Annotated in this window: 16 protein-coding genes; 4 read left to right on the forward strand and 12 right to left on the reverse strand. The window is 38.2% G+C overall.

The window, feature by feature from the left end:
- Nucleotides 1-10: 10 nt before the first annotated feature.
- Nucleotides 11-1,372 (forward strand): asparagine synthetase B, encoded by a 1,362-nt coding sequence (locus tag AB1467_00440; GenBank protein MEW6294749.1) that lies wholly within the window; start codon nt 11-13, stop codon nt 1,370-1,372.
- Here AB1467_00440 and AB1467_00445 read toward each other — a convergent pair whose 3' ends face one another.
- From AB1467_00445 to AB1467_00500, 12 genes are all read right to left on the reverse strand, one after another.
- Nucleotides 1,373-2,014, reverse strand: coding sequence for a hypothetical protein (locus tag AB1467_00445; GenBank protein ID MEW6294750.1), 642 nt, complete (start codon nt 2,012-2,014; stop codon nt 1,373-1,375). It lies immediately after the preceding gene.
- Nucleotide 2,015: 1 nt separating this feature from the next.
- A complete protein-coding gene (locus AB1467_00450; GenBank protein ID MEW6294751.1) occupies nt 2,016-2,339 on the reverse strand; it encodes a hypothetical protein in 324 nt (107 codons plus the stop codon).
- Nucleotides 2,336-3,004 carry a hypothetical protein gene (locus tag AB1467_00455; GenBank protein ID MEW6294752.1) on the reverse strand — a complete coding sequence of 223 codons (669 nt, stop codon included), beginning with the start codon at nt 3,002-3,004 and terminating at the stop codon, nt 2,336-2,338. The genes AB1467_00450 and AB1467_00455 overlap by 4 nt, the downstream gene beginning before the upstream one ends.
- Nucleotides 3,004-3,441 carry a hypothetical protein gene (locus AB1467_00460; GenBank protein ID MEW6294753.1) on the reverse strand — a complete coding sequence of 146 codons (438 nt, stop codon included), beginning with the start codon at nt 3,439-3,441 and terminating at the stop codon, nt 3,004-3,006. Before AB1467_00460 ends, AB1467_00455 begins: the two co-directional genes overlap by 1 nt.
- A 55-nt stretch (nt 3,442-3,496) precedes the next feature.
- Nucleotides 3,497-4,774 (reverse strand): alkaline phosphatase family protein, encoded by a 1,278-nt coding sequence (locus AB1467_00465; GenBank protein MEW6294754.1) that lies wholly within the window; start codon nt 4,772-4,774, stop codon nt 3,497-3,499.
- A gap of 109 nt (nt 4,775-4,883) precedes the next feature.
- A complete protein-coding gene (locus AB1467_00470) occupies nt 4,884-5,249 on the reverse strand; it encodes a Mov34/MPN/PAD-1 family protein (GenBank protein ID MEW6294755.1) in 366 nt (121 codons plus the stop codon).
- A 22-nt stretch (nt 5,250-5,271) separates the two neighbouring features.
- Complete coding sequence (locus tag AB1467_00475; GenBank protein ID MEW6294756.1) at nt 5,272-6,468, reverse strand: tripartite tricarboxylate transporter permease; 1,197 nt, start codon at nt 6,466-6,468, stop codon at nt 5,272-5,274.
- 2 nt (nt 6,469-6,470) lie between these two features.
- On the reverse strand, nt 6,471-6,839 hold the full coding sequence (locus AB1467_00480) for an OB-fold nucleic acid binding domain-containing protein (GenBank protein ID MEW6294757.1): 369 nt from the start codon (nt 6,837-6,839) through the stop codon (nt 6,471-6,473).
- A gap of 56 nt (nt 6,840-6,895) precedes the next feature.
- Nucleotides 6,896-7,459 carry a DUF2101 family protein gene (locus AB1467_00485; protein MEW6294758.1) on the reverse strand — a complete coding sequence of 188 codons (564 nt, stop codon included), beginning with the start codon at nt 7,457-7,459 and terminating at the stop codon, nt 6,896-6,898.
- A 6-nt stretch (nt 7,460-7,465) separates the two neighbouring features.
- The gene (locus tag AB1467_00490; GenBank protein ID MEW6294759.1) at nt 7,466-7,843 is read right to left on the reverse strand and encodes a hypothetical protein; all 378 of its coding nucleotides are present in this window, start codon (nt 7,841-7,843) and stop codon (nt 7,466-7,468) included.
- Nucleotides 7,824-8,330 carry a hypothetical protein gene (locus AB1467_00495; GenBank protein MEW6294760.1) on the reverse strand — a complete coding sequence of 169 codons (507 nt, stop codon included), beginning with the start codon at nt 8,328-8,330 and terminating at the stop codon, nt 7,824-7,826. Before AB1467_00495 ends, AB1467_00490 begins: the two co-directional genes overlap by 20 nt.
- A gap of 77 nt (nt 8,331-8,407) precedes the next feature.
- Entirely contained in the window at nt 8,408-8,575 is a 168-nt protein-coding gene (locus AB1467_00500) for a hypothetical protein (GenBank protein ID MEW6294761.1), read from the reverse strand.
- A 174-nt stretch (nt 8,576-8,749) separates the two neighbouring features.
- Here AB1467_00500 and tnpA point away from each other — a divergent pair, with 174 nt between their 5' ends.
- The 3 genes from tnpA (at nt 8,750) to AB1467_00515 (ending at nt 10,871) form a co-directional block, all read left to right on the forward strand.
- Nucleotides 8,750-9,181: an IS200/IS605 family transposase gene (gene tnpA, locus AB1467_00505; GenBank protein ID MEW6294762.1), complete on the forward strand. Its 432-nt coding sequence runs from the start codon at nt 8,750-8,752 to the stop codon at nt 9,179-9,181.
- Between the two features lie 342 nt (nt 9,182-9,523).
- Entirely contained in the window at nt 9,524-9,979 is a 456-nt protein-coding gene (locus tag AB1467_00510) for a dTDP-4-dehydrorhamnose 3,5-epimerase family protein (GenBank protein MEW6294763.1), read from the forward strand.
- 1 nt (nt 9,980) lies between these two features.
- Nucleotides 9,981-10,871, forward strand: coding sequence for an NAD(P)-dependent oxidoreductase (locus AB1467_00515; protein ID MEW6294764.1), 891 nt, complete (start codon nt 9,981-9,983; stop codon nt 10,869-10,871).
- Nucleotides 10,872-11,126: the final 255 nt, after the last annotated feature.

Below are 11,126 nucleotides of genomic sequence, written 5' to 3' on the forward strand. Positions count from 1 at the left end.
AGGAATCAATTTGAGCTCCATAACAGGAATAATCTCAAAAAAAAGGGAAGATGTGCCCCCCTATTTGATTGATTCTCTCTTCCAGTTAAGGCACAGAGGCAACGATTACTTCTCTATCACAATAAACAATGAGACCTTTACCTCAAACAGGCTCAGAGAAATCAGAGACAACTTCGCAAAAGGAAGCATTGGCCTGGCAACAGGAAAAAACTTTATTGCAGAAGAAGAAAGAGAAGAAGGAGTTCCATTATACTTTGACGGCAGAATATATCACCCAAAATTTAAGGAATTAATTGAAGGAAATAAAAGGGTTGAATTCAAAGCAAAAAAAATTCTGTCTTCAGTGCAAGGAAATTATGTTATTGCACTAAAAGAGAAGAATTGCCTGCACGCCTTCAGGGACTTCATTGGAGCAAAACCTTTATGGTATGGAGAGAACGATTCTTTCACTGCATTCTGCTCTGAGCCAGGGCCATTAAAAAAACTGGATATTTCTTTCCCTCAACCATTGCTTCCAGGTCATGTGCTCTCGGCAACAGCAAAAGGCATAAAAATACAAAAAATCTACGATTTAAGTGACTTCAGGAAAGCAATTCCAAAAAAAACCTCGCTCCAAAAACTCAAAAAAGCATTCCTGAATGCAGTTGAAATTGAAACCCAAGGCCTTAAAAAAACTTCAGTGCTCTTTTCCGCTGGCTTAGACTCAACGCTCACAGCAAAAATTGTAGGTGAAAGAATCCCTGACACAAAACTTATTACAGTAGGGGTACAGGACTCAGAAGACATTGCTTTTTCAGAAGAGATTGCACGAGAATTAGGCTTGCCTTTAAAGAAAAGGATAGTGAGAGAAGAAGAAATAATTGGATGTGCATTAAAGACCTTAAAGGCCTTGAGTTTCTTTGACTTAATGCAGTTGCAGATTGGAATGCCTGAATTCATTGCAGGAGAAGAATTAAAGAAAGAAAATTTAAGGACTGCTTTTGCAGGCCAGGGCTCTGATGAAATATTTGCAGGCTACTCCAATTACAAAACAATACTAAAAGAAAAGGGCTTCAAGGCAGTAGAAGAAGAAATCTGGATTTCATTAAAAGAATTGTGGCAGAGAAACCTTTTCCGCGATGAAATAATTTTCTCCCATCATTCAATTGAATTGTGTCTTCCTCTCCTTGAAAAAAACTTCCTCAGGCAAGCAATGGTTTTGCCTACAAAACAGAAAATTTATTCTTCGAAAGACGACCTAAGAAAAAGGGCCCTGAGAAAAATTGCCTTGCAGCTGGGCGTCCCAAAAAAGGTCTGCGAAAGAAAAAAGAAGGCCATGCAGTACGGCTCAGGCTTGGCCCCAAAAATAAGCAGGCTTTTTTCAGGAAAATAATTAAGTGCAGTCCGCCATTTCAGGCCTTAGCCTTGGCGAATAAGTATTGAAAATTACGTTCTTGTCCGCTTGGTAGTCATAGACAGTTACATTGCAGTCACCTATATTGCCTACGTCCTTGTCTGGATTACGCCAACTCAAATAAACCCTGTATGAATAATTAACATCTTTATAATAATTTGCTCTAACCAAATAGGAGTTATCCAGCACACTGTAATCCAAGCACTGCATTGAACAAGAAATATTCCTGTCATAATAGCTTATCCTGTTCCAATCATCATTGTTAGGAGCAACCCACACATTATAAGTTGTTGAAGTTAACTGGCAGTAGCACGCCCTTTGATTTGTTTCATTGTATGCGGCCAGAAGTTCATCTTCAATAAATGTACTGCTTTTATAGCAGGCGTAATTTACAAGCCTGTAAGGATCGCATTGAGTGTTTGCGTCAAGCAGCAGATTAACTATCCTGTTATCATAGTAGTCTCTTGCGTTCTGCATTTTGTAGGGCTCTTTCATCAGGAAGTCTCTTCCTATTTCCCTGTGCCTGCTTTCCTTTAAGCTTGCAGAATTGAATATTACTACTGCCATTATAACTAAAACCAATGCCCCGAGCATCATTCCATAAAATCCTTTTCTGTTCATTTCATCTTCCACCACAATACTTTTTCTCTATTAATGGATTCTGCCCAAGAGGGGCATTCACGTCTGCATTAAAAAGCGAATAACAGTAAGCGTAAGTTTTTCCTACAAAAAAGGCGTTCGTGTCATATAATCCCACATTTGAGGCATTCCAGTCGAAGTATGCTGCAACCATTGCTCTTCCTTGAACGTCTTGGACGAGATACCTTAAATTCTGGGATTTTGCTTCCTCTGAATTGTACTGTATTGCAAAGAGAATTGTGCCCGCCATGATTATGATTACTGCAAACATTGCATCCAAAGAAAAAATCATGCCTTTCGAATTCATTTCTTCCACACCCACAACTTAATTAATGCGACATTCATGTCGCAAACAGAAAAATTCCTGTCCTGGCACGCGTAATACTCGTCTTTCCTCACAAAAGAGGTCATGGCTTTTCTTGCAGGATATAATGCATCATTCACTGAGCTTCCATGAAATACCACATTGAAGTCAGCTGAATAAACATTTGTTGCAGTTGAGGGAATCGCGCCTGATGCGTCTTTGCATTCCGTCAAAAAGAGGTCTGGGTTTGTCTGCGATAAATCAAGGCCGCCTGTGACGCTTATCTTGCAGTCAAAGTAGTCAGGCAATCCGAGATCGCTTTTTCTCACTGGCTTGGCAAGCTTAAGTTCCCTTAATTCATTATAATTGTAAGGGGGAAAAATAGTATAGCCTTCCAATATTTTTTTTTGCACTACTTTTGTCAGGCAGTTCCTCAGACTTCCAAGAACAATATTAAAGTCTCTCACGTCAGCCAGGTCACAGGTTATATTTGGGTTTGTTGCCAGGAGGAATGCTGCCCTTTCTCCTGCATACTGGACTTCCCTCTGCAGTTTGTCCTCTTTTGCTGTGTAAGTTGTTAATTCCATTATTTGAAGCACAATCCCTATAGAGAAAACCACAAGAATTAAAGAGAGAAGGAAGTCCAGTGAAATTAATTGCCCTTTCATTATTTTTCACCTAAATTGAAATCGCTCCCACAGTAAAAGTTCTGGTCTTTTAAAGCCAAAGGCATGAAATTTAAGTCTTTTTTTATTACCACTGAATTAAAGTCTGGTTTAAGGTAATAAAAGTATACGAAATATCTTGGATTGCTTCCAGCGCCTTGGTCTACAAAGCTTACAGTGCAGTCCTGGCCTGTCAGCTTGTTGACATCATAAACAAAAGGAATTCCTGCAAGAATGTTAATGTTGCCGTCCTTGAATGCAAGGCTTAATTGGGTTATCTGCCCTAAATCTGAAATTATTGCCTCGCCCTGGTTTGATATTCCAATAGTCCTGCTCGCAGTAGTGAACTCGTTTGAGTAAGTCTGAAATATCTGGATAAACACTATGGCGCCAACCAAGGCAAGCAAAAAATCTAAAGTTATCTGCCCTTTTCTGTTCATCATACTTATATTAGTTCTAAGATATTTAAAATTAGCGTTAAATTTTTTTTTTAATTCAAATTTTGAGTTTTTCAATTAAACCAAATAAGTTTTTCCCCTTAATTAAACCCAAACGCCCTTTATTGAATTCAGAGAATTCTTTTGTTGAATCTGCTTCTACTCCTTTCCCTGCAATGAGCACTGGAACAGCATCAGCGGAATGATTCCTTAGCTCGCATGGAGTGCAATGGTCTGCAGTCACAATAACCCTGTCTTTGCCTAAGCCAACCTTCTTTTTCATCCAAGAAAAAAACTCCCTGTCAATCAATTCAATCATCTTAATTTTTTCTTCACTTAAACCGTCATGGCCTGGGATGTCTGTTTCTTTGAAGTGCACGTAAAATCCATCGAAATTATTCCATTCCCTTGAAATAGTTTTCTTTGATGCATTTGCAGTTGCAGAAAGCTTCTCCAAAAGGTTTTCGTACAATTCCTGTTTCGGCTTTAATTCAGGATACCTGAAAGAGAAAACCTTCATTCCAGTCAATTCAGTTAAGGCTATTTCTAAAGGCATTCCTGCAATTGAGGCCCACTTCCTTCTACTCCAAGGAAACTCCGGCAACCTGATTCCAGCATCCCTCAACAAAACGTAATTTGCAGGCATTTTTCTGTTTTTAATTCTCTTTTTGTTCACTGAACTCTGGCCCAAAATATTTTCTGCCTGAAAAGAAAAATCATTCACCAGTTCAGCGCTGTATTTTGCCTCGCTGCTTTTGTTCAATGGCCTGCATTCAATTAATTCATTCAATTTTTTCGATGAAGCAACGCCCAATCCCTTCACCCTTTCATATGCGGGGTCAGTATTAGAGATTTCATCGCTTAATCTCTTTTTTCCTTTCCTTATGATTAATGCCCCCCTGTGTTCTACTGAATTCCTGAACTCAAATCTTTCCTTCAATTTAATTTTGCTGTTCAGTTCCTTTGAAAGGATGGTTGCCTCTTTGGTGCTTAAAGCCCTTCCAGCCCTCCTGTCAATTATTTTGTTTCCTTCAACTGAAGCAAAATTCGCCCTAAGACATAAGTCTCCTTCTCTTACCTTCATTCCGCAACCGTAAGCCTCTAATGGACCTCTGCCGCAGTGATACTTGAAGGGGTCAAAGCCAAGTAAGGCCATTATTGCTACATCTGATTCAGGGGCAATATCTTTTCTTACTGTAATAATTCTTCCGTTAGCCCCCTTTTCAGCAAAAAAATCCATGTTAGGGGTATTGGCGTACTCCAAGGGCGTCCTGTTTCCCAAGCCCTTTATTCTCTTGTCCCCCAAGCCGTCAATTACAACAAAAATTTTTCTCATTTAAATTTTCTCCTAAAATTTAAATATGTTTCAAGCTTTGCTTGAAAATTTTCAAAGCTTGCTTTGAAACTTTCAAATTTTTTTTTGAATTTGAAATCATTTTTTTTATTCACTCTATTACTTCAAAAGGAAGCTCTAAGCCTTTAACATTGTACGCCTTCAGAGAATTTAAATTAAACGGCATGCAGATAATAAAATGCACTTTTCCCATCCTGCTGAAGACGTGCAGGTCGCCCTGCGAAGGCCTGTTATTGTGCGAGGGATGTGAATGAATTGAGCCTATAACCTTCCTGTCAAAAGGCACTAAATCCATGCGCACAGAAGAAAAGTTGCTTCCGAAAACAGCAGGCAGAACCACAAGCTCTGAAATTATTCCTTCCCTGTCAACCCCCAGCAATGAAATGAACTCGTCAGGAAAGGTATTCTGCGAAGCCATAACAATTGACTCAATTACAGCCAGCCTTATCTTAATCATAAATTATCATATCAAAAATTCCCTAAAAACCCAAATAAAACAATAGCGTTGGAATGAGCAGGAAAGCCATTGAATTAGACCTTTTTGTATTCCTCGAAATCGAAAGCAATCCAATGCCTGCAGCAGTGCACATAACAATTAATCCCAGAAAGCCGCTGAAATAAAAAGTAATCAAAAAAAGAAATGATATGACAACAAAATTCAGTTTGCTGTAATTCACTTTATGCAGGTTCTCCAAGGCCTTCCTTGCAATAAGGTCCGAAATAATAAATCCAGCCCCAGCAGAAAAAACTGCTGCAGCAAAAATGAAAAAGAGATGGCTTTCCCTTAACACAATCAACTGCTTTACTGCAGCTGCTGCGCCAGTCCTGGCCTTCCCAATAGAATACAGGACAAAAAATGCGAGTATAATACTCGAAGTGCTTATTGCGCCCAGCAGAACCAAATAAAAAGTCGTTTTCACCCTACCGTAAAATTTCCTTAAAACAAAGGCTGCCTCGCTTGAACTCACAGCAGGAAACAATGAAACAAAAATTCCTCCAAGAAAGCCAAGAGAAGAAGCCTTAAAGCATTTGCTCAAACTGAATTTGCTTTCCTTTAACCTCTGGCCTGCAATACAATTCTTCTGCTTCAAGGAATAAACAATTGTAGGCAATCCAAAGAAGCCTGTAACCAAAGCAAACAGGCCATTCCCAACAGCAACAAAATTCTTGAGCACAATCACTCCAAGAGCCCCTGAAAGAATCATAACAATTAAAGCCCAAAACCTTTCCTTATTGTTTCTTCCCCCTAAAATCATTAACAGCAGCACAAAAAAAAGCACGAATGCAATCGAGGAATAAATCAATTCATTAAAACTGTAAACAAAAAGCAATACAAAAGGGCTCAAAGCCAATGAGATGATTGCCCCGAAAAGGCCTCCAACCAAGCAAAGCTTTACAGCCAGATAGCCTTTTCCCTTTAACAGCATTCTGTGTCCTGGAAGCACTGAAAGGAAATTATCCTGTTCTGGGGCTCCTAAAACAATAGAGGGAATAAAATCCACAAATGAATGCATGACAGCCATTGAAACAATAAACAAAACAAAACTGAAGCCTTCACTGCCCTGCGCAGCAAAAGCCAGTACAACCAAAGAAATAGTGTTAATATGAATTCCCGGGGTTAACCCTGAAAGGATTCCTGCAATGCAGCCTAAAAGAACAAATAATACTTCAAGCATAATTAACCGCCAAAAAAATTTTGTACAACCAATTCTTTTTCTCCCTTATAATCCCTTGCAATTCCCTTAACTGAAACCATTTTTCCTTCCTCTAGAAACTCCAAGTCAGAGGAACTGAAATTGAATTTCACTGCATTCAATTTTGTTGCGCCGTCCTCAAGCACAACAAAAAGATTTCTTTCACTCACAGAAAAGCCCGCAACAAAAGCCTGAACCTCAACCTTTGAGCCCTCATGCAACAAGGGAACTTCACTCAATTCAATCTTCTTGAATTCTTTTTCTTCGCTCAAAGACAAAAAAATCAGGCCGCACAATCCAGCAAGAGATACAGCCAATGCAATCCTTGAGATAAAAGCGTCATCAAACTCCATGAAATCCTTTTGAGAAAGAAAACAAAAAAAAGTTTTCCGTACGGCATTCAACGAAGTCAATCGATTATTGAGTCAATTTTCATGCCGAAGAAAGCATTCTTGACCTTTAATTTTACTTTCTTTCCTTCCCTGAAATTCTTTTCTGTTTCAATGACATGCCTTCCGCCTTTGGAGAAGGTTCTCACATCAAAAAAAGTTTCTACAACAGTAATTCTTCCATCGCTTGAAAGTACTTTGCCAAAAACAAAGCCTCTGCCTAAAAGAACCCTGAAGAAAATAACGAAAGCAAACAAAGCCAATAAAAGAAAAAAGGCAATGTTAATTCTTTCCTCTGCCCCTCTGACAAAATACCTTGAAATCCAGTAAGCCTGAATTATTGCGTAAATAACGCAAAAGAATAATGCCAACAGCTTCCATTCGCCCAAAAAATCCTTTCTTGCCATAAACAGAACAAAAAAGAAGTAAACTGAAAGAATCAGTTCTACCCCTGCAACAAATTCAACTCCAACAATATCCTGGAAAAACAAGGCCAAAAGCATTAATACTACTGCAACCTGCAATTGGAGGACAGCAAAATTTGTCTTGCCGAAACTTTTTTCGCTTAATTCCTTTTTAGGCATAAAAATTCACGGGTAAGGGTAAACCTTGTTGTTATTAACAAAAATTATCGGGTTGATTTTAGTTCTGTCTTTAATTCTGTTCCCTGCATCGCTCAAATCAATATACCCCAAAGTGGCAGGCGCGGTAATTATATTAAAGTTTCCGTCAAACCTGCTGCTTCCCATTACTGGAGCCTGCACGAAATCAATCTTCCTTATAACATAATATGAATTCAGGTCGTTCAATTTCTGCACTGAGTCAGCTTTAAGCATTGCAATGGCAAAAGTCGAATCATTTAAGTCCAGGTAGTTCCCCAAAATATAAATGGAGATTGAAATCACTGCAACTGTAACCAAGAGCATTTCCATGCTTGACTGGCCTTTGCTATGATGAAACATAAACATAGCCGTCGCCTTTCTTCTCTACCACAACCCTTATAGGGTTAGTGCCGCTGTTATAATCAATCTGCCCTAAACCGTTTTTTATGGGCCAATTGCATTTAAGCTTTACGTTTTTGGCTAAATAAAAGTTTTTGTCGCAATTCAAAGGACTGCCGTCAATCCCGCATGCAGTGGTATTCATGTCTACATCTGCATTGAATCCTATGAGGGCTCCAACAGGATTGTTGGGGTCGCAGTAGATTGCAGTCCTGTCAGGAATAAACACGTTAACAGTGGTTTTTGCCTCTCCAGTTAAAGCGCCAATGTAGTCAACTGCATTCACGACCTTCTGCGTTGAAAGCCTTGCTGCCCCAATCCTTGTGGTGTCCTGCAAGGACTTTGTTCCAGTGTCAAGGCTCGGCGAAACAATGCTCGTAATATAAAACAGTATAAGCACAATCAACAGCATGAACTCTACAGATGCCTGGCCTCTCGTTTTCCTCAATTTCATTTAAACCCAAACTATTAACAGCAAAGAGATTAATAAAATTATCTCTACCCTTAAAAAAATGCTCTGCAAAAAATTAATTATTTCCTTATCCCTAAGTTCCACAAAACCTTTGCTATTTCCTCGTTAGGGAAAGAATAGCGCGATGTTGAAGTCCATTTTTTTGTGAAAGAAGAATATTCCATATCCCCCGATTTAAAGAATGGATTAATAAGAGAAGAAAAATAGAGCATTTTCTTTCTGTACATATATAATAATTTTAATGTCCACCAAGTGTCGCAAGAAATCTGCGTTAGCGGACCGCACTTTTAGTGCGGGGTGAATTGCGACACAAAACTTTTTCTTTTACTTCCCACTTATTTCTTCTATCGAGCGCAGTGCCCTAACGGGCACTCTTTGATGGCTCGATAGGAGAACTTTTTATGAATCGCGATGTTTTGAATAGCTATCCGTACGCAAAAGCGCAGTGCGTTTACCACTTGCAGTGGTGCACTAAATACAGATACAATATGTTAAGGAAAGACAAGTATAAAAAAATGTATGAAGAAATCTTGAGAGAAATAGCCAAAAGGCATGAAATGCTGATTTTGAGTTTGGCTGTAAACCCTGAGCACACTCATGTTGTTGTAAGCACTAGGCCTTGCATTTCTCAGTCAAAAGCATTACAGTTATTTAAAGGCGGTTCAAGTTATGAGTTGTTCAGAAGGCAACCACTGTTTCGGAAAAGATATCCTAAAGGGCATTTTTGGAGTCCAGGAAAGTTTGCGAGAACAGTTGGAAATGTTGACTTGGAAACAACGATAGATTACGTTGAAAAGCAAGCAAATCAAACAATGCTTTCAAACTTCCTCTAATCGCAGAAACTTCGAGTCGCCCGCAGGCGACCTCGCCCCGCAAGGGCGAGCCTTTAGGTCGGAGAGAATGTCATTTCAATCCACTTAAAATGAGTCGGGGTGTCATAGGAGTAAAAATACTCAGGTATTTGATGAATAAATAAGAGCGAGAAAATAATCAAAAAATTTGCTATAATCAAAACTTTAAGAAAAAAGTCTAAGTCAAGTTTTATTCCACTGAAAATCAGTTCTTTCATCGTATATTTTTTAATGCCCAAATAGCTTTTTTAAAGCTTGCGAATTCCACTGCTTTTAGGAAAGAAATAAAATAGATTGCACACAAATCTTTTTCGGGGTAAAAAAATGATTGAAGGCGTTCAAGTAAAGCAGTTGAAGGTCATTGCAGATGAAAGAGGCTACCTAATGGAATTGCTTCGCTCTGATGATCTCCTGTTTGAGGAATTCGGCCAGGCATATATAATAGTCGCCTATCCCGGCATAGTGAAGGCATGGCATTACCACAAAAAACAAGACGACTTTTTTGTTTGCATTAAGGGAATGGCAAAAATTGTCTTGTACGACAACAGAAAGGAATCAAAAACTTACAAGGAAATCAATGAATTTTTTGCAGGAGAAAAAAATAATGTCCTGATTAAAATACCTAAAAAGGTTGTCCACGGCTTTAAGGCAATAGGAAACAAGGAAGCAATGATTATTAATTTTCCGAACAAGCTTTATAACTACAAGAAGCCTGATGAATTCAGGCTTCCTTATAACTCCAAAAAAATCCCTTATGACTGGGAAACAAAATTTGGGTAGTGTGAGAACCATTAGCGAAATAGGAAAAACCTTATTGATTGGAAAAGGCTTCCTTGGAACAAAATTACTCAAAGTCTTTTCAGATAAAAATGTTTCAATAGCTTCTGCTGGAATTGAATGGGGCTGCAATGCAGTCTGCGATATAACAAAGAGAGCCCCAACAATTAATTTAATAAAAAAATTAAAGCCGGAAAACTTGATACTCACAGCCTCAACTTCAAATGTTGATTTCTGCGAAACACACCCGAAAGAAGCCTATAAGGTTAATGTAAAAGGCGTAAAGAATGCTGCTGAAGCCTGTGATAAAATAAAATGCAAGCTTGTCTTCCTTTCCACTGATTACGTTTTTGACGGAAATAAAGGCAATTACAAGGAAAATTCTCCAATAAATCCAGTAAACTATTATGGAAAAACAAAGGTTCAAGCAGAAAAAATTGCCAGGTCTTTGCCGGACCATTTAATAATTAGGACTTCAACGCTTTACGGCTTTAATTCCATTGATGACAAGAACACTTTTGCGAGGTTTGTGGTGCAAAAGCTATCAGAAGGTTCTAATATTTACATTACAAGCCAGATTACCTCTCCAACCTTTATTGACGGCCTTTCGCTTTCAATTTATTCTTTGCTAGAAAAGAATTGTAATGGAACATATCATTGCGTAGGTTCTGAAGCGATTTCAAGGCTTGATTTTGCCCGAAGAATCTCAAAAGTTTTTGGTTTAGACAGCTCCAAAATCATATTTTCAGAAAGAATTCCTGGAGAAATTGCAAAAAGGCCTCAGAATTCTTCTCTTAATATATCCAAACTAAAAAAGCAAAAAATCCGCATGGCAGGAACCAATGAAGGGTTAAAAAACCTAAAAAAAGAAGTTTCAGGTGCATGGAACAAATAATGCTTTGATTGATGGCTAAAATTAATTAACCAACTTCTTATATTTCATATTCCGAAAACTAATATTAATTAAGGTATTAATAATATTACCATATATTTATTGTATAAAACATTCGAGCGGTTTTAATGAAAATTAATAAAAAAACAAATACAATTTTTTTATTTTTTATTTTTTTATTTTTGCTGTCACTCTCGTTATATTTGTTTTTTTTTGTTAAGACCTCGGTAGAAGAATATCCTTTGGGGGAAGACCCTT

This window comes from Candidatus Diapherotrites archaeon, assembly GCA_040755695.1.
Classification (GTDB): domain Archaea; phylum Iainarchaeota; class Iainarchaeia; order Iainarchaeales; family 1-14-0-10-31-34; genus JBFMAK01.

Excerpts from the sequence above, each read along its gene's own strand:
- AB1467_00445 (MEW6294750.1), bottom strand. The coding sequence starts at position 2,014 with ATGAACAGAAAAGGATTTTATGGAATGATGCTCGGGGCATTGGTTTTA.
- AB1467_00450 (MEW6294751.1), bottom strand. The coding sequence starts at position 2,339 with ATGAATTCGAAAGGCATGATTTTTTCTTTGGATGCAATGTTTGCAGTA.
- AB1467_00455 (MEW6294752.1), bottom strand. The coding sequence starts at position 3,004 with ATGAAAGGGCAATTAATTTCACTGGACTTCCTTCTCTCTTTAATTCTT.
- AB1467_00460 (MEW6294753.1), bottom strand. The coding sequence starts at position 3,441 with ATGAACAGAAAAGGGCAGATAACTTTAGATTTTTTGCTTGCCTTGGTT.
- AB1467_00465 (MEW6294754.1), bottom strand. The coding sequence starts at position 4,774 with ATGAGAAAAATTTTTGTTGTAATTGACGGCTTGGGGGACAAGAGAATA.
- AB1467_00470 (MEW6294755.1), bottom strand. The coding sequence starts at position 5,249 with ATGATTAAGATAAGGCTGGCTGTAATTGAGTCAATTGTTATGGCTTCG.
- AB1467_00475 (MEW6294756.1), bottom strand. The coding sequence starts at position 6,468 with ATGCTTGAAGTATTATTTGTTCTTTTAGGCTGCATTGCAGGAATCCTT.
- AB1467_00480 (MEW6294757.1), bottom strand. The coding sequence starts at position 6,839 with ATGGAGTTTGATGACGCTTTTATCTCAAGGATTGCATTGGCTGTATCT.
- AB1467_00485 (MEW6294758.1), bottom strand. The coding sequence starts at position 7,459 with ATGCCTAAAAAGGAATTAAGCGAAAAAAGTTTCGGCAAGACAAATTTT.
- AB1467_00490 (MEW6294759.1), bottom strand. The coding sequence starts at position 7,843 with ATGTTTATGTTTCATCATAGCAAAGGCCAGTCAAGCATGGAAATGCTC.
- AB1467_00495 (MEW6294760.1), bottom strand. The coding sequence starts at position 8,330 with ATGAAATTGAGGAAAACGAGAGGCCAGGCATCTGTAGAGTTCATGCTG.
- AB1467_00500 (MEW6294761.1), bottom strand. The coding sequence starts at position 8,575 with ATGTACAGAAAGAAAATGCTCTATTTTTCTTCTCTTATTAATCCATTC.
- tnpA (MEW6294762.1), top strand. The coding sequence starts at position 8,750 with ATGAATCGCGATGTTTTGAATAGCTATCCGTACGCAAAAGCGCAGTGC.
- AB1467_00510 (MEW6294763.1), top strand. The coding sequence starts at position 9,524 with ATGATTGAAGGCGTTCAAGTAAAGCAGTTGAAGGTCATTGCAGATGAA.